Origin of the sequence: Haloarcula sp. S1AR25-4 (assembly GCF_031624555.1) — an archaeon.
GTDB lineage: Archaea > Halobacteriota > Halobacteria > Halobacteriales > Haloarculaceae > Haloarcula > Haloarcula pellucida.
This window is the reverse complement of record NZ_JAMQOR010000001.1, coordinates 39,999-56,014: the sequence shown is the minus strand read 5'-3', so window position 1 is coordinate 56,014 and position 16,016 is coordinate 39,999. Positions and strand designations below refer to the sequence as shown.

The window sequence follows — 16,016 nt, the reverse complement described above, 5'->3', positions numbered from 1 at the left end:
ACCTCAGCGGTAGGACTTCTGGTAGCGGGCCCGAGCGCCGGGGCCGCCCCACTTCTTGGGTTCGGACTGGCGAACGTCGTTGACCAGCAGCGAGCGGTCGAACTCCATGAACGCGTCACGGAGTTCCGCGTCGTTCGTGAAGTCGACGAGTCCGCGAGCGATGGCGGTTCGGGCGGCGTCTGCCTGCCCCATGACACCGCCACCTTCGACGGACACGTCGACGTCGACGTCGTCACGGAGGTCGTCCTCCGCGATGCGGAACGGCTCCAGCATCTTCAGCTGTGCCAGTTCCGGGTCGACCAGTTCGACGGGCTGGGAGTCGATACGCACGCGTCCCTCGCCCTCGCGAATCGTCGCGCGGGCGACGGCAGTCTTCTTCTTGCCAGACGTGTTCGTTACCATGTCTTGTTCGCTCCGAGTGCCTCGCTCACGTCGCCGAGCGAGACGAACTTGATGTTCGACAGTCGGTCCAGCGAGGTCCCTTCGAGGACGTCGCCGTCCTCGTCGTGTGGGTTCCCGACGTACACGCGGACGTTCTCGAATGCCTCGCGGCCGCGCTGCTTCTTGTGGGGCAGCATACCGCGAATGGCGCGCTTGAAGATACCGTCCGGGCGCTTGGGGTAGAAGTACGCGTTGTCGTCACCGATGTCGATGCGCTTCTTGTACTTCTCTACGATCTGCTCTTCGCGGCCGGTGATGACTGCGCGTTCGGCGTTGACGACGGCGACGGTCTGTCCGTCGAGGGCCTCCTCGGCCACCGCGGACGCGACACGGCCCATGATACAGTCACGGGCGTCGACGACGACGTCGGCGTCGAATTCGGCGAGGCTCATCGGATCACCCGCACGTGGGAGCCTTCGGGGTTGTTTTCAATTGCCTGTTCGAGCGATATAGCCTCTCCGACCTGTTCGATCTTCTTCTCGGCGGTTCCGGAGAAGTCGACTGCGGCGACGGTGATGTCCTTCTGCAGGACACCGGAGCCGAGTACCTTGCCCGGCACAACGACGGTCTCGTCTTCCTGTGCGTACCGTTCGATACGGCCCAGGTTGACTTCCGCGTGTGTGCGCCGTGGCTTCTCGAGGCGCTCGGCGACGTCGCCCCAGACGTTGCCACCCGCAGAGCGGGCGGCCGACTTCAGGTCGGCGATGAGACTACTGAGTCTCGGGTTCGTCTTGCTCATAGAGTTCCTCCTTTGTAGGAAAAGTGCAGGGAGCAGGATTTGAACCTGCGGACCCCTACGGGACAGCGCCCTGAACGCTGCGCCGTTGGCCAGACTTGGCTATCCCTGCTTGCATTCATGCGTTTTGCGTGCCCCGTAAAAACCCCTTCGGTCCTCGCGCTCGGGGGGCGGGCGGTCATCGGCGTCGAAAGGGTGTTTCGGGGCATGTGGCGTTACAGTTGGACTGCGTCTTTCAGTTCGGTCGCGCGGTCACGCAGCGTCTCGACCGCGCGCAGGACCAGTTCGTCGGTGGTGAACGAGCCGTCGGTCTCGACGTGGAACACGAAGGCGTTCTCGACGTCGGTGACCTCGACCTCCTTGCCCGGATAGCGCTGGGAGAGGTCGTTGCCGAAGTCGTCGGTCGGCACGAGGTCGCCGTCCGTCGCGTCGACGGCGGCGTGTTCGGCCGCACCCTCCTCGATGACGCCGCGGAGGATGTTGGGCTCGTCGTCCTCGAACTCGCTCTTCTCGCCGACGACTTCGACACGCTGGAGGTGTCGGTAGCCGACGGCCACGCCGCCCTGATGTTTGGCGTGTTCTTTCCCCGTATCGAGGACGGCGTCGGCCTCGACTTCGAGGCGCTGGCCGTCCTTGAGGTCGATGATGGGGACGTTGTCGTCGGCCGGTTTCACCAGCCCGTCACTGGAGACGAGGTCGCTGGAGTAGGCCGTCGCCGGCCCGTCCACGGAGAGCGACAGCGTCACCTCGTCACCGATCTCGAAGTCGTCGAGGTCGGTGGTGAGCGGGACCAGCCCCAGTCGGAGGCCGATCTGCTCGTTGAACATCACGCTGGTGTTCTCGATGACGCGGACCGTATCGATACTGAACGTGGGCACGTCGGCGATCATCGCCCGGCGGATGCCGTTGGCGAACGCCGGCGTGATGCCCCGAATCAGTACGAGCGACTCCCGCTCGCCGCGTTCGACGAACTCAACCTCGTAGTCCTGTGTCATGGGTTAGAATCCGGAGTTTTTCGGTGCGCGAGTGCCGTCGTGCGGCGTCGGCGTGACGTCCTCGATGCGACCGATTTCGAGGCCGGCACGGGCCAGCGCTCGGATGGTCGCCTGCGCGCCCGGACCGGGGGAGGTCTGCTGGTTCCCACCGGGGCCGCGGACGCGAACGTCGACGCCTTCGACACCGCGGTCGAGGGCCTTCTCGGCGACGACTTCGGCCATCTGCATGGCGGCGTACGGCGACGCCTCGTCGCGATTCTGCTTGACGACCGTCCCGCCGGAGCTCTTTGCGAGCGTCTCCGCGCCGGTCTGGTCGGTGATAGTGATGATGGTGTTGTTGAACGATGCGTGGACGTGTGCGACGCCCCAGATGCCGTCGTTTTCTGCTTCGCTCATTCTTGTGCCTCCGCGCGCTCAGGGTGCAGTTCGTCCGCAAGCGAGCTGTTCTCGTCGAAGCCGACGGTGTCCTCGACGGCGACTTCGACCTTCATCGACGGGCGCGTGACGCGCTGGCCGCCCAGCACGATGTGGCCGTGGACGATGAACTGACGGGCCTGCTCGGGCGTGTTCGCGTAGCCCTTGCGGTAGACGACGGTCTGGAGTCGGCGTTCGAGGACGTCGGTGACGGCGAGCGACAGGACGTCGTCGAGCGTGTCCTGCTCGCTGAGGATACCGTAGCGCTTCAGGCGGGCGAGGAACTCGTCGGCCTCGTCCGTCTGGGTGGTCTGGCCGAGCAGTTTCCGGGCCTCGCGGCGGTAGCCACGAAGCTCGGACTGGGCACGCCAGAGTTCCTCTTTGTTCTTCAGACCGTAGCGTCCCAGCAGATTGCTCTCGTCGGCGATTCGCTCGCCCTGGAACGGGTGGTTCGGCGTCTCGTAGAACTTGGTGTTGGAGCCGAGTGCCATTATTCGTCATCCTCCGCGGCGGCTTCCTCAGCCTGCTCTTCCTTGATCGCCTCGACGTTGACGCCGATGGTCCCCTCGGTACGACCGGTGGACTTCGTTCGCTGACCGCGGACCTTCTGGCCGCGCTTGTGGCGGACGCCGCGGTAGGAGTCGATCATCTTCATTCGGTTGATGTCCTGCCGACGGGTGAGCTGGAGGTCGTTCCCGGTCTCGTGGGTGGTCTCACCGGTGAAGTAGTCCTTCTGGTGGTTGGTCATCCACTCGGGGACCTCGTCGGCGTAGTTCTCGACGGCCTCGACGACGGAGTCGATGACGTCGTCGTCGAGCTTCCCGAACACCGCGCGACGGTCTACATCAGCCTGCTGGGCGATGATGCGGGCGGCGCGGTGGCCGATGCCGTTCAGTTCTGTCAGTGCTCGCTCGACGGACTTGGTACCGTCGAGGTCGGTCTGTCCGATACGGACGAAATAGCGGATGTCCTCCTCTTCTTCGGCATCCGCGTCCTCGCCCGCGTTGGGGTCTTCTGCACTCATATATGGGTAATCGGTTGGGTGAGCGTCGTGGCTGGGATTCGAACCCAGGAGGCTGTACGCCACAGAGTTAGCAACCCTGCGCCTTGGGCCAGGCTTGGCTACCACGACACGTGCTTCTGATACTCGCGCCCGCGGCACGCGGACTCGGGGGCGCGTCCCCCTACACGAGTCTGTCCCAAGCTATTCCGGGGTTGTATTTAAACGCAACGGAAGGCGCTCCCCCCGTGAGAACGGCGCATACGTGAGTATTCCCCACGGACGAGCGGCACAACTGCTTCGGCGCTGGCGGCCGTACGACCCGACGTGAAAACTATCGCGCGTGCCGACGGCGGCACCACAGTCGACCCGACCGACAGCGAAGCCGTTCGGAGCCACCTCGAACGGTTCGCGGGCCCGAACCGCGTCACCGAGCGCGACGACGGCACGCTCACCGCGGAGTTCGGCGCCTCGACGTACGTCTCGGTCAGCCCCGAGGGCCGCGTGGCGACGGGGATGCCGCTGCACGCCTTCGACGCACCGGCCGACCGCCTCGTCTTCGACCACGACGCGGGGGAACTGCACGTCGAGGGCAGGTCGGACGGGGGGCAAGTCACGTACACGTTCCGTCGGCCCTGACCGACGGCGGACGCCCGGTCCTGTCACAATCCTTATCGCACCTCCGGGGCCTACCCGGAGACATGAACGAAGACGACGTCCGTGAGCGTCTCCGGACCGTCCAGGACCCGGACCTCGGCGACGACATCGTGTCGCTGGGTCTCATCAACAGCATCGAGGTCACAGACGACGAGGTTCGTATCGACCTCGCGCTCGGCGCGCCCTACTCGCCGACGGAGACGAGCATGGCCAACGAGGTCCGGGAGGCGCTCTCGGACCTCGACCGCGAGGTGGACCTCTCGGCCAGCGTCGACCGCGGCGTGCCCGAGGCCGAGGACCCGCTCCCCGAGGTCAAGAACGTCATCGCTGTCGCCTCGGGCAAGGGCGGCGTCGGGAAGTCGACCGTCGCCGTCAATCTCGCGGCCGGCCTCTCGCGGCTCGGCGCCCGGGTCGGCCTGTTCGACGCTGACGTGTACGGGCCGAACGTCCCCCGGATGCTCAACGCCGACGAGTCGCCCCGCGCCACCGAGGACGAGGAGATAATCCCCGTCGAGAAGTACGGGATGAAACTGATGAGCATGGACTTCCTCGTCGGGAAGGACGACCCGGTCATCTTCCGTGGGCCGATGGTCGACAACGTCCTCACCCAACTGTGGGACGACGTGCTGTGGGGGAGCCTCGACTACATGGTCGTGGACCTGCCGCCGGGGACCGGCGACACGCAACTGACGATGCTCCAGCGCGTCCCCGTCTCCGGGGCCGTCATCGTCACCACGCCGCAGGAAGTCGCGCTCGACGACGCCCGCAAGGGCCTGCGGATGTTCGGCCGCCACGAGACGCCCGTGCTGGGTATCGTCGAGAACATGTCCACGTTCGTCTGCCCGGACTGTGGCGGCGACCACGACATCTTCGGCAGCGGCGGCGGCCGGAGGTTCGCCGACGAGAACGATATGCCGTTCCTCGGCGAGATCCCGCTGGACCCGGACGTCCGCGAGGGCGGCGACAGCGGTCAGCCGCTGGTCCTCGACGAGGACGACGAGACGGGCGAGGCGTTCCGCGACATCGCCGCCCGCACCGCGAACATGCAGGGTATCATCCACCGCAAGCGCCAGTCCGACTCGCGGGCCGCCGAGGCCGAGCAGTAGGGCGGTGCCGCCGCTGTCCGAGACGAGGCGGTAGAGAGAAAGACCGAGTTACGCTTCGACCGGGTTGTTGTACTTACGGGTGACGTAGCCGGCGATGCGGTTGCGCACGCCCTTGGACTCGATGTTCGTGACTTCCTCGACGACGTCCTTGTTGTGCTCGAAGTCGGCACCGAACGCGTCGGGGTATCGCTCCATCAGCAGTGTCCCGGTCTTCTTGACGTAGGCGGGTTTGATTGCCATGCGTGCATCTTGCTAGGTGGCGTTCAAAAAGGGTTCGACTTCCACGCCGGGACGCGAACCGTTATCACCCGATGCGGCGCCAGCGGTCCCGTTATAGCGGCTTCGATCGCGGTGTCGAGCGATTCGTGCCGGGCGGTGTCTCACCACTCGGCGTCGACGAGGTCCCGGACGCGCTCGAACGCCTCCCGTTCGCGCTCGCTGCCGGCCGTCTCGACCACCGACTCGAAGTACGCGAGCCGATCCAGTAGCGTCTCGCGGTCGTAGGTCGGTACGTCCAGCCGTGAGGCCGCGACGGTCGCTTCGACCACTGCGGCGTGGCCCCGGTTCGTCGTCGGGACGACGCGTCGTTCGACGCCGCTCTCGACTGGCCGGAGCGCCCACTCGACCCACTGTGTCCCGCCTTCCTCACCGTCGGCCAGTCGCTCGACGCCGACCCGGACCCACGCGTCGGCGCGCTCTAAAACCGGGTCGGCCTCCTCGCGGACGGAGAGCGCCGCCTCCGCGAAGTCGACCGGGTCGCGGGTGAACTGGACGTACCCCTCGCCGCGCTCCCGGAAGTTCCGCCACGTGCGGGTCCGGCCCCACGTCGTCGCCGTCACGGGACCGTCGCCGTCGGGTGCCGTGAGGCCCAACGCCGCGACGTTCCAGCGGTCGTTGGGTCCCAGCGTCGTCACGACGGACTCGGTGACGCCGGCGAGTTCGGCCGGCCAGTCCGTCTCGCCCATCAGACGACCAGCCCCCGTTCCAGCGCGACGAACAGCGCCCCGGCGACGAGGTCGGCTGTCGTCCCAGGGTTCACGTCGCGGGCGACGAACTCCGCGGCCAGTTCCGTCGCGTCCTCCTCGCCGTCCAGCACCGCCTGCGCTCGTCGCTGAACCTCCGCGGCCGTCTCGCGGTCGTTCCGCGTGACGACGAAGGTGTCGACCTCCGCGGCCAGTAAGCGGAGGAACGCACGCGAGGCGCGGTCGGCGACCGGCCCCTCGTCGTCCAGTATCCCCTCGGCGGCCTCGAAGACGCGTTCGAACCCGCTCGACCACTCGGCGGCGACGCCGTCGACGTCCGCGCTCTGGGCCATCACGTCCGACAGCGTCAGCCCCCGCTTCTCCAACGTCGGTATCGCCTCGCGTCCGCGGCGCACGTCCAGCGGTTCGAGTCCCTCTGGCGGGTCGTCGACGGCCACGTCGACGTGCTCGAACGCGCGGTAGAAGTCGGCGGCGTCGGCCACGGTGGTCTGAGCGACCACTCGCTCGACGCCGGCTGTCGTCAGGTCGTCCGCGCTCGCGGCCGCGACCAGCGGCGTCAACACCAAGAGCGCGCCGAACTGGGTGTTGCCGCCCGACTGGCCGGACATCCCTTCGACTGCTCGTTCGAAGGCGTGGCCCACACGTTCGCCGTCAGCCGCGAGTTCGAGGCCGGGGCGAGCGCCGACGGCGCCGGCCAGGAAGTGCTCGAACCGGAGGTCGTCGTACTCCCGTTCTCTGTCGACGTTGCCGGGTTTTGGCGTCCCGCTGACCTCCAGCAACAGCGCCAGTTCGGCGTTCTGGTCCGTCGAGCGGTCGCTCACCGTACCACCTCGCGACCGGTCAAGTCGTCGGCGGCGGCCCGGACTTCCCGCAGGACCGCAGGGTCGTCGCTCGCCCGCCCGACGCTGACCGCGTCGGCCCCGTACTCGAAGTACTCGGTCGCGCTCTCCCGGTCACGGACGCCGTTGTTCGCGATGACGAAGCAGTCCGTCGCTTCGACCACGTCGCCGACGACGGCCTCGGAGTCCATGGCGTCGACGTGGACGGCGTCCGCACCTGCCGCCGCTGCAGTTCGTGTGACCTCGGGCAGGTCGACGCCCGCCACCTCGGTCCGGACCTTGACCGAGACGGTCGCCCCCGCCTCGCTCGCGGCGGCGACCTGTTCGGCGAGGCGGTCGGCGTCTCGAAGGAGTGACTCACCGGCACCGGCGGCGCACATTTCCTCCTGTCGGCAGTGCGCGTTCACTTCGAGGAGAGCGCCGTGGTCCCGACAGACCCGGGCCGCGCGCGCTATCGGGTCGATCGACGCACTCCGGACGTTGAACGCGGGTCGAATCGGCGCGCCAGCCAGTGCGGCCAGTTGCGCGTCGACGAAAGCGACCGGGTCCTCCGGCAGGAACTCCGAGCGGTCGCGGTCCACCATCTCGCGGGCGGCCGCACGCGTGGGGCTGTCCAGCGCGACACCCCCGAGGAAGGCACACCCGACGTGGTCCTCGACGGCGCGGGCCCACGCGGCGTCCGCCTCGCCGCTGAGACTCGCCAGCGCGACCCGTGGCTCGAACATCAGGCCACCTCCGAGAGGGCGTCGGTCACCGCGCGGGCCACTCGGTCGGCGTCTCCGGGGCCGTCGAGCGTCGTGTCCGTGCGGACCACCGGCCTGTCGAGGTCGGTGCCGTCCTCGGTGTCGAGGACGAACGCGTCCGCGAAGGGGTAGCTCTCGGCGACGCCGGCGGTACTAGCCTCGCGGCCGACGCCCTCCATCAGGTCCGCTGCGGGCCCCGAGAACACCTCGTCCTCGACGAACGGCGAGACGGCGACGACCGGCGTCTCGGCGAGCGCGTCCCGAATGCCTTCGACGGCGAGCATCGGCCCGAGCGACGTGACGGGGTTCGAGGGACCGACGACCACCGGGTCCGAGAGGGCGGTCAGGACGGCGTCGGTGGCCGTGGCCGTCTCGCTGCCGCGAAACGCCACGTCGTCGACCGCTGGGTCGCCGTTCCGCCCGACCCACCACTCCTGAAAGTGCATCGGGCCCTGCGGCGTGTGGACGATGGTCGCCACCGGGTCGTCGCTCATCGGCAGGAGCGTCCGGTCGAGGCCGAACGCGTCGGCGAGCGTCCGCGTGACGTCCGTCAGCGAGTGCCCCGCGTCCAGCAGCGAAGTCCGCGTGACGTGGACCGCCCGGTCCCGGTCGCCGATGTGCATGAACTCGGCGACGCCGGAGAATCGCCGCCAGTGGGCGATATCGCGGCCCGCCGTCTGTGCGTCGTCGGAGAGGTACTGGGGACCGGTCGACAGGCCGGCGGCCTCGGCGAGGCGGTGGAGTTCGGCGTGTGTCTCGGCCGTGTCGTCGGCGATACCCCACCACGTCTCCCGGTCGAGTTCGCCCCCGTCGAGAAAGAGGACCGTATCGAGGTCGGGACAGACGAGGTGGCCCCCGAGTTCCACGTCGTCGCCGGTGTTGGCGACGACTGTCGTGGCCCCGGGGTCGAACACGTCGTCGGCGCCGGCGAGGAGTTTCGGCGTCCCCGTCCCGCCGGCAAGGAACGTCACCATACGCCGACGTAGGGGTGAGTGAACCTATAAACGTGGCCCTGCCCGGACAGCGGGCAGTTCGCCCCACACAGTCCCGTCAGTCGGCTGATAATCAGTCGTGAGAACCGAGGGGGGAGACTGAAGTTAGTGGCCTGAGAGGCAGTGGACAACAGCAGTCATGCGTAGGATTCACGCCCACAGGTTCGCCCCCGCAGCCCCCGACGAAAAGTACGTCTTCGGCGCGTGCGCACCCGGCTGGCACAGTGCTGCCAGCCACGACGCGGCCCTCTCGGACTGGATACAGTCTGTTCGCGACTGTCAAGTAGAGCGCGTCTGCTGTCTCCTCGCGGGGACACAGTTAGACGAATCCGGGTCGAACGTAGAGCGGTACGCCGACGCGTTCGGCGAGTCGAACGTCCTCCACGTCCCGGTCCCCGACCAGCAACTCATCGGGAAGGAAGCCCTCCACGAGGAGGTGTTGCCGTTTTTGGCGACGTCGGTAGATACCGAGGTTCGCACCGTCGTCCACTGTCTGGCCGGCATCGGACGGACGGGACAGGTACTGGCCGCGTGGCTCGTATACAACCGCGACTACGGCCCGAGGCGGGCCATCGAGACGGTCCAGCAGATGGGGCGTGACCCGATGGACGCCGTCGAGTACGGCGACGCCGACGAGGACGCCCTCCTCGAGTTACTGGGGTCGGTCGCACGACTCTGACCACCGTTCGGGCCGGTACAGTCACGAGATGTGGCAGTACCGTTTTGCCGACGGCTCACGAACCGACACGCGATGACCACCATCAAGGACAGCGTCCACGACCACATCGCGGTCGAGGGCGTCGCCGCCGACCTGCTGGAGACCCCGCCCGTCCAGCGCCTCCGCCGGGTCAAGCAGCTCGGGACCGTGACGCTGGTCTATCCGTCGGCCAACCACACCCGGTTCGAACACTCGCTCGGCGTCTATTACCTCGCCGACCGGGCGCTCTCGCATCTGGGTATCGAGGGCCAGCAGGCCGAGCGGGTCCGTGCCGCCGCCCTCCTGCACGACGTGGGTCACTCCCCGTTCAGCCACAACGTCGAGGCGGTCATCCACCGCAAGACGGGAAAGTACCACGACGACGTCCACGACCTGCTGGACCGCGGCGAGGTCGCTCGCGTGCTCACCGACCACGGCCTGAATACCGACCGGGTGGCCGATCTCGTCGCCGGTGACGGCGAACTCGGCCAACTGGTCTCGGGCGAACTCGACGTCGACCGGATGGACTACCTCGTCCGCGACGCCCACCACACCGGCGTCCCCTACGGCACTATCGACCACGAACGGCTGGTCCGGGAGTTGCGCTTCGTCGACGGCGAACTCGTCTTAGACGAGGGGAACGTCCAGACCGCTGAGTCGCTGTTGCTCGCTCGTGCGTTGATGAACCCGACCGTCTACGCCCACCACGTCGCCCGCATCGCCAAATCGATGCTCCGCCGCGGGGCCGAACGGCTACTGACCGCGACGAACGTGACGGCCTCGGACCTGCGCCGGTGGGACGACGCCGACTTGCTCGTCCGCCTGCGGCAGTGCGACGAGACGGCCGAATACGCCCGTCGGCTGAGCGAGCGAGATCTGTATAAGCGCTCCGTCTGGGCCGAACGGACCGCCGTCCCCGACGAATTAGTCGCGGCCGACCACCGTGATATCCGGACGTGGGAACACGCCATCGCCGACAGCGCGAACGTCGACCCCGACTCGGTGGTCCTCGACGTCCCCTCGGAACCGTCGATGACCGAGTCCACGAGTCGCGTCCTCGTCAACGGCGAGGTGCGCCGCCTCGGCGAGCAGTCGACGCTCGTCAACGCCATCCGCGCCGCCCAGCGTGACCAGTGGCGTCTGGGCGTCTACGCCCCCGAGGACGACAGCGACCGTGTGGGCGACGTCGCCATCCGCGAACTCGGCCTCGACTTAGACGGCGCGCGGGTCCGGGACGTCCGACCGGGTATCCACGCGACCCTCGACGAATTTAACTGAGCATCGAGTGGAGAGGAGTACATGAGTATCGAAGGGACGATTCTCCGCGGCCGGACGTTCGAACCTATCGAGGGGCGAGTCGTCGTCGAAGACGGCGAGATCGCCGCTATCGAGGCGGACAGCGTCGACAGCGACGCCATCGTCTGCCCGGCGTTCGTCAACGCCCACACCCACATCGGCGACTCCATCGCGAAGGAGGCCGGCGAGGGCCTCTCGCTTGAGGAACTCGTCGCGCCGCCCGACGGCCTGAAACACCGTCTCCTCCGGCAGGCCGACCGGTCCGAACTGGTCGAGGGGATGGTCCGGTCGCTGTCGTACATGCACCAGTCCGGGACCGGCGCGTTCGTCGAGTTCCGCGAGGGCGGCGTCGAGGGCGTGCGTGCCATCCGCGCGGCACTTGCCGATTCGCCGCTCCGGAGCGTCGTCCTCGGTCGCGAGACGGTCGAGGCGATGGAGATGGCCGACGGCTTCGGCGCCAGCGGCGCCAACGACGCCGAGTTCGGGCCGGAACGCCGGGCGACCCGCGAGGCCGGCAAACTGTTCGGCATCCACGCCGGCGAGGTGGACAGTTCGGACATCAACCCGGCGCTGGACTTAGACCCCGATTTCCTCGTCCACATGGTCCACGCGAAGCGTCTCCACCTCGAACGCGTCGCCGACAGTGAGATTCCGGTCGCCGTCTGTCCGCGGTCGAACCTCGTCACGGGTGTCGGGAAGCCACCGGTCGAGGAACTGGCCGAGCGGACGACGGTGGCGCTGGGGACGGACAACGTCTTTCTCAACAGTCCGTCGATGTTCCGCGAGATGGAGTTCACCGCGAAACTGTACGACCTCTCTGCGCGGGACGTCCTGCGGATGGCGACGGTCAACGGGGCCGAACTGGCCGGTCTCGATTGCGGCCTCATCGAGGAGGGGCGGCCGGCCAGCCTGCTCGTTCTGGACGGCGACTCGGACAACCTCACAGGGGCGCACAACCCCATCCGAGCGGTCGTCCGCCGCGCCGGAGCGTCCGACGTGGAACGGGTCGTTCTCCCCGAGTCGTAGCCACGTTTATCGGCCACGGACTGCAAGGGGAGCGTGATGTCCTCCACCACTGACCGCGCCCTCGGCACACTTTGGCGAGTGTTGCTCGCCGGTGTGGCCCTGCTCGTCGCTCTCAGCGTCGCCGCCGCGGTGCTCGCCGTCCTCCAGAATCTACTCGCGGCGCTCCTGTCCCTGCTGATGACCGCCCTCCTCGTCGTCGGCGTCGGCTACGCGGTCTACTGGGCCGGGTCGTCTCTCCTCGGCAGCGACGAATCGCCGGCGGAGGCGCCCGCCGAATACGGCCCCGCGGCCGACGCGGACGCCGTCGACCGACTGACCGAGAAGTACAGGGACGGCGCACTCACCGAGCGCGAGTTAGAGCGCGAACTCGAACAGGTGATGGACGAGGCGGCCGGCGACGGTGACGACGAGCGCGAGTCAGAACTGAACTGAGGCACGGTGTGTGGTACCAATTGGCGAATAACTAAACGCGCCGCCGTCGTACTGTGGGGTATGTACGACCGGATACTGGTGCCGACAGACGGGTCCGAGGGGATGTCCCGAGTCGTGGACCACGCCGTCGAACTCGCGCGGTTCCACGACGCCGAGGTACACGGACTGTACGTCGTCGACACGGGTAGCTACGCGACGTTGCCCGTCGAGACGACGTGGGACGGCGTCACCGAGATGCTCCGAGAGGAGGGCGAACTCGCGCTCGAATCCCTCGAAACGATGACCGGCGACCTCGAAGTCGTGACGGCCACCGAGGAGGGGGCACCGAGCAAGCAGATCGTCGAGTACGCCCGCGAGAACGGTTGTGACACCATCGTGATGGGAACCCACGGCCGAGGAGGGCTCGACCGGATCTTGCTCGGCAGCGTCGCCGAACGCGTCGTCAGGTCGTCGCCGGTCCCGGTGGTGACGGTTCCGGTCGGCGACACGGACGTCGGCCCGGGAGACGACGAACCGGAAGCGAGCGTCACGCAGTGAACTACCCCGCCCGCAGACTGCGGCCGCTACACCGGCCGGAGGTGTTCGCAGTCGCCGGCGGAGACGGTCTGGCGTCCGTCGTCGGTCTCGACCACCAGTCGTCCCGGGAACTCGACGTCGACGGCGTCGCCCTCCACGACGCCCGTCGGCGTCTCGACGCGGACACGTTTCCCGAGCGTCGTCGCGTATTCGCGCCACTCGTCCAGCACGGACTCGGGCGTCTGCCGGAGCGCGTCGAACGTCTCGACGAGGCGCTGGGTGAACAGGCGCCTGTCGACTGCCTCGCCGCGGACCGCCTGCAGACTCGTCGGGTTCGCCTCACTCGGTAGCGAGTCCGGGTCGACGTTGGCGTTGACGCCGATGCCGACGACCACCCACGAGATCCGGTCGGCCTCGCCCTCCATTTCGGTGAGGATACCGACCAGTTTCCGCTCCTCGCCGTCGACCAGCACGTCGTCATCGTCCGCTGACGACGTGCCCGCACTCGTGACACTCACGAGGACGTCGTTCGGCCACTTGATGGTCGCCTCGACGCCCGCCTCGCGTGCCGCGCGGGTCGCCGCGACGGCGGCGGCGAGCGTGTACACCGGCGCGTGGGCCATCGGCACGTCGGGCCGGAAGAGGATGGAAAGCCAGATACCGCCGCTCGGTGACACCCAGTCCCGGTCGAGGCGTCCCCGGCCGCCAGTCTGTTCGTCCGCGAGAACGACGACGTCCTCCGCGCCTCCGGCCGCGAGGTCACGGGCCCGGGCGTTCGTACTCGGAATGCTGTCGTGGTACTCGACGTCGAAGGGCGCGTCGAGGCCGTATTCGACGGCCTCACCACCGAATTCGGGCACCTCGGCAAGCGAGTAGCCCGCGTCGTCGCTCTCGATTTGGAATCCCGCCGCCCGAAGCGCCTCGACGTGTTTCCAGACCGCGGACCGCGAGATACCGAGGTCCTCGGCCAGCGCCGGTCCCGAGACCGGGCCGTCAGAGAGCGCGTCGAGAACCCGATGGCGTGTCTCGTTCATGCCAGTCGCTTCGACGGCGACCGGGAAAAAGGGCGCCACTCGACCGAGACGCCGTCGCTTCGGCGCTTATTCGGACCCGATGACGAACAGGAGGTCGCCCATGTCGACTGAGTCGCCCTCGCCGATGGCGACGTCGTTGATGACGCCGCCGCGTTCGGCGACGATGTCGTTTTCCATCTTCATCGCCTCCAACACACAGAGGACGTCGCCGGATTCGACCTCGTCGCCCTCGTCGACGGACACTTCGAGGATGGTCCCCTGCATCTCCGCGGTGACTTCTTGGCCCTCGGCGCTGGACCCGCCGCCCCCGCCGCCGTCGGACCCGCCGCTCTCGCCCGGTCGCTGTGGCCGGTCACCGCCGCCGACGTCGACGTCGCCGACGTTGATGGGCGGCGCGCCGCGCTCTTCTAAGTCCACCTCGAAGCGCTTGCCGTTGACCTCGACAGTGAACTCGCGTTCGACGACCTCCTCGTCCTCGTCGGCGCTCGTCTCCGTCTCCGTGCCCCAGCGCTCTTGGGCCTCCTCGATTCGGGACTTTTCGAGCGTCTCGTCGAGGTACTTCGTCGTGTGGGTGCCGCCGACGAACTCCTCGTCGGTGAGCATCAGCCGGTGGAACGGGATGACCGTCGGGAACCCTTCGATGTCGTACTCCGCGAGCGCGCGCTTGCCGCGTTCGATGACCTCGTCGCGGTCGGACGCGTAGACGATGAGCTTTGCGACCATCGAGTCGTAGTCGGTCACGAGGTCGTCGCCCTGGCGGAGCGCGTCGTCGAGTCGGACGCCGATCCCGCCGGGCGGGTCGTAGGTCTCCAGCGAGCCCTGATTCGCCGGTGCGAAGTCCTTGGCGGCGTTTTCGGCGTTGATCCGGAACTCCATCGCGTGGCCGTCGATCTCCACGTCGTCCTGTTCGAATCTCAGTTCCTCGTCTTGGGCGACCCGGATCTGCCATTTGACGATGTCGATACCGGTAATCTCCTCGGTGACACAGTGTTCGACCTGAATACGCGTGTTGACTTCGAGGAAGTAGAAGTTCGTCTCCGGCCCCAGCACTTCCCCGGGTTCGCGGTCGGTATCTTCCTCGACGAGGAACTCGACGGTCCCGGCGTTGTAGTAGTCCGCTGCGCGGACGCCCCGGCGCGCGGCCTCGCCGATCTTCTCGCGGAGTTCATCAGAGAGCGCGGGCGACGGGCCTTCCTCGATGACCTTCTGGTGGCGACGCTGGAGCGAGCAGTCACGCTCGCCGAGGTGGCGGACGTTGCCCTCGTGGTCTGCGATGATCTGGATCTCGATGTGACGGGGGTTCTCGAGGAACCGTTCGAGATAGACGGAGTCGTTCGAGAAGTACGCCTCACCCTCGCGTTTGGCGGATTCGAGTTGCTCCGCTATCTCGTCGGGATCGCGGACGATCTTCATCCCGCGGCCACCGCCGCCACCTTCGGCCTTGATGGCCACGGGGAAACCGTGCTCCTCACCGAACTCGACGACTTCCTCGGGGTCGTCGACGGGGTCCGTCGTCCCGGGGACGATGGGAACGTCCGCCGATTGCATGATCTTCCGGGCCTTCGTCTTCTCGCCCAGTTTCTCCATCGCGTCGCCGGCCGGTCCGATCCATTTGACGCCGTCCGTGTCCTCTACCTTCCGGGCGAAGTCGGCGTTCTCGGCGAGGAAGCCGTAGCCGGGGTGGATGGCGTCGGCGCCGGACTGCTTTGCGGCGTCGATAATCGCCTCTTGGTCCAGATACGAGTCGGCCGCTCGTGCCGGCCCCACGTTGTACGCCTCGTCGGCGTAGCGGACGTGCCCCGAGTGTTTGTCGGCCTCAGAGTAGACAGCAACCGTCCCAATGCCCAACTCCTCGCACGCGCGCATGACCCGGACCGCGATTTCACCGCGGTTGGCGACGAGTACTTTGTCGAACATATCCCACCATACCGAGAGTTGGCCCATAAAACTATGCGGAGCGGCGAATCGACCGACCGCTCTTTTTTTCCACGGTACACGAGCGGTCGGACATGGACGAACGGACCGCTCGCGGAGGTGTCCACATCCTCGCCGCCGGTTCGCTGCGAGCGGCCATCGTCTCGGCGGCGACGCCGATACCATCGGCGCGGT

At 67.5% G+C, this 16,016-nt stretch carries 21 protein-coding genes and 2 tRNA genes; 7 read left to right on the top strand and 16 right to left on the bottom strand.

Features of this window, described 5'->3' with window-relative positions:
• Positions 1 to 3: 3 nt before the first annotated feature.
• From NDI85_RS00325 to NDI85_RS00285, 9 genes are all read right to left on the bottom strand, one after another.
• Complete coding sequence (locus tag NDI85_RS00325) at positions 4 to 402, bottom strand: 30S ribosomal protein S9 (RefSeq protein WP_188995549.1); 399 nt, start codon at positions 400 to 402, stop codon at positions 4 to 6.
• A complete protein-coding gene (locus NDI85_RS00320; RefSeq protein WP_188995551.1) occupies positions 396 to 833 on the bottom strand; it encodes a 50S ribosomal protein L13 in 438 nt (145 codons plus the stop codon). Before NDI85_RS00320 ends, NDI85_RS00325 begins: the two co-directional genes overlap by 7 nt.
• Positions 830 to 1,180, bottom strand: coding sequence for a 50S ribosomal protein L18e (locus NDI85_RS00315; RefSeq protein ID WP_166970848.1), 351 nt, complete (start codon positions 1,178 to 1,180; stop codon positions 830 to 832). The genes NDI85_RS00320 and NDI85_RS00315 overlap by 4 nt, the downstream gene beginning before the upstream one ends.
• A 24-nt stretch (positions 1,181 to 1,204) precedes the next feature.
• Positions 1,205 to 1,289: transfer RNA gene (locus tag NDI85_RS00310), tRNA-Leu, on the bottom strand.
• A gap of 103 nt (positions 1,290 to 1,392) precedes the next feature.
• On the bottom strand, positions 1,393 to 2,172 hold the full coding sequence (locus tag NDI85_RS00305; RefSeq protein ID WP_166970850.1) for a DNA-directed RNA polymerase subunit D: 780 nt from the start codon (positions 2,170 to 2,172) through the stop codon (positions 1,393 to 1,395).
• Between the two features lie 3 nt (positions 2,173 to 2,175).
• Positions 2,176 to 2,568, bottom strand: coding sequence for a 30S ribosomal protein S11 (locus NDI85_RS00300; protein WP_166970851.1), 393 nt, complete (start codon positions 2,566 to 2,568; stop codon positions 2,176 to 2,178).
• Positions 2,565 to 3,077: a 30S ribosomal protein S4 gene (locus NDI85_RS00295; protein ID WP_188995553.1), complete on the bottom strand. Its 513-nt coding sequence runs from the start codon at positions 3,075 to 3,077 to the stop codon at positions 2,565 to 2,567. The genes NDI85_RS00300 and NDI85_RS00295 overlap by 4 nt, the downstream gene beginning before the upstream one ends.
• Positions 3,077 to 3,610 carry a 30S ribosomal protein S13 gene (locus tag NDI85_RS00290; RefSeq protein ID WP_188995555.1) on the bottom strand — a complete coding sequence of 178 codons (534 nt, stop codon included), beginning with the start codon at positions 3,608 to 3,610 and terminating at the stop codon, positions 3,077 to 3,079. Before NDI85_RS00290 ends, NDI85_RS00295 begins: the two co-directional genes overlap by 1 nt.
• Positions 3,611 to 3,633: 23 nt before the next feature.
• A tRNA-Ser gene (locus tag NDI85_RS00285) sits at positions 3,634 to 3,718 on the bottom strand.
• Between the two features lie 195 nt (positions 3,719 to 3,913).
• On the opposite strand from NDI85_RS00285, the gene NDI85_RS00280 reads away from it, so the two are divergent.
• Both NDI85_RS00280 and NDI85_RS00275 read left to right on the top strand, forming a co-directional pair.
• Complete coding sequence (locus NDI85_RS00280; protein WP_310914610.1) at positions 3,914 to 4,225, top strand: hypothetical protein; 312 nt, start codon at positions 3,914 to 3,916, stop codon at positions 4,223 to 4,225.
• Between the two features lie 62 nt (positions 4,226 to 4,287).
• Positions 4,288 to 5,349 (top strand): Mrp/NBP35 family ATP-binding protein, encoded by a 1,062-nt coding sequence (locus tag NDI85_RS00275; RefSeq protein WP_310914609.1) that lies wholly within the window; start codon positions 4,288 to 4,290, stop codon positions 5,347 to 5,349.
• Positions 5,350 to 5,397: 48 nt separating this feature from the next.
• Here NDI85_RS00275 and NDI85_RS00270 read toward each other — a convergent pair whose 3' ends face one another.
• The 5 genes from NDI85_RS00270 to cofD form a co-directional block, all read right to left on the bottom strand.
• Positions 5,398 to 5,589, bottom strand: coding sequence for a 30S ribosomal protein S17e (locus NDI85_RS00270; protein WP_166970859.1), 192 nt, complete (start codon positions 5,587 to 5,589; stop codon positions 5,398 to 5,400).
• Between the two features lie 140 nt (positions 5,590 to 5,729).
• Positions 5,730 to 6,314 (bottom strand): DUF447 domain-containing protein, encoded by a 585-nt coding sequence (locus NDI85_RS00265; RefSeq protein ID WP_188995561.1) that lies wholly within the window; start codon positions 6,312 to 6,314, stop codon positions 5,730 to 5,732.
• Entirely contained in the window at positions 6,314 to 7,153 is an 840-nt protein-coding gene (locus tag NDI85_RS00260) for a triphosphoribosyl-dephospho-CoA synthase (RefSeq protein WP_310914608.1), read from the bottom strand. Before NDI85_RS00260 ends, NDI85_RS00265 begins: the two co-directional genes overlap by 1 nt.
• Positions 7,150 to 7,896 carry a tRNA-dihydrouridine synthase gene (locus tag NDI85_RS00255; protein WP_310914607.1) on the bottom strand — a complete coding sequence of 249 codons (747 nt, stop codon included), beginning with the start codon at positions 7,894 to 7,896 and terminating at the stop codon, positions 7,150 to 7,152. The genes NDI85_RS00260 and NDI85_RS00255 overlap by 4 nt, the downstream gene beginning before the upstream one ends.
• Entirely contained in the window at positions 7,896 to 8,888 is a 993-nt protein-coding gene (gene cofD / locus NDI85_RS00250) for a 2-phospho-L-lactate transferase (RefSeq protein ID WP_310914606.1), read from the bottom strand. The genes NDI85_RS00255 and cofD overlap by 1 nt, the downstream gene beginning before the upstream one ends.
• 157 nt (positions 8,889 to 9,045) lie before the next feature.
• Between cofD and NDI85_RS00245 the strand changes: the two genes are divergently transcribed.
• From NDI85_RS00245 to NDI85_RS00225, 5 genes are all read left to right on the top strand, one after another.
• Entirely contained in the window at positions 9,046 to 9,585 is a 540-nt protein-coding gene (locus NDI85_RS00245; RefSeq protein WP_188995570.1) for a dual specificity protein phosphatase family protein, read from the top strand.
• A 72-nt stretch (positions 9,586 to 9,657) separates the two neighbouring features.
• Positions 9,658 to 10,881, top strand: coding sequence for an HD domain-containing protein (locus NDI85_RS00240; protein WP_166970871.1), 1,224 nt, complete (start codon positions 9,658 to 9,660; stop codon positions 10,879 to 10,881).
• 21 nt (positions 10,882 to 10,902) lie between these two features.
• On the top strand, positions 10,903 to 11,925 hold the full coding sequence (locus NDI85_RS00235; protein WP_188995572.1) for an amidohydrolase family protein: 1,023 nt from the start codon (positions 10,903 to 10,905) through the stop codon (positions 11,923 to 11,925).
• A 36-nt stretch (positions 11,926 to 11,961) separates the two neighbouring features.
• Positions 11,962 to 12,357: an SHOCT domain-containing protein gene (locus tag NDI85_RS00230; RefSeq protein ID WP_188995574.1), complete on the top strand. Its 396-nt coding sequence runs from the start codon at positions 11,962 to 11,964 to the stop codon at positions 12,355 to 12,357.
• A 60-nt stretch (positions 12,358 to 12,417) separates the two neighbouring features.
• Positions 12,418 to 12,894, top strand: coding sequence for a universal stress protein (locus NDI85_RS00225; RefSeq protein ID WP_188995576.1), 477 nt, complete (start codon positions 12,418 to 12,420; stop codon positions 12,892 to 12,894).
• 26 nt (positions 12,895 to 12,920) lie between these two features.
• Here NDI85_RS00225 and NDI85_RS00220 read toward each other — a convergent pair whose 3' ends face one another.
• Both NDI85_RS00220 and NDI85_RS00215 read right to left on the bottom strand, forming a co-directional pair.
• Positions 12,921 to 13,907, bottom strand: coding sequence for a biotin--[acetyl-CoA-carboxylase] ligase (locus NDI85_RS00220; protein WP_310914605.1), 987 nt, complete (start codon positions 13,905 to 13,907; stop codon positions 12,921 to 12,923).
• 66 nt (positions 13,908 to 13,973) lie between these two features.
• The gene (locus tag NDI85_RS00215) at positions 13,974 to 15,824 is read right to left on the bottom strand and encodes an acetyl-CoA carboxylase biotin carboxylase subunit (RefSeq protein WP_310914604.1); all 1,851 of its coding nucleotides are present in this window, start codon (positions 15,822 to 15,824) and stop codon (positions 13,974 to 13,976) included.
• Positions 15,825 to 16,016: the final 192 nt, after the last annotated feature.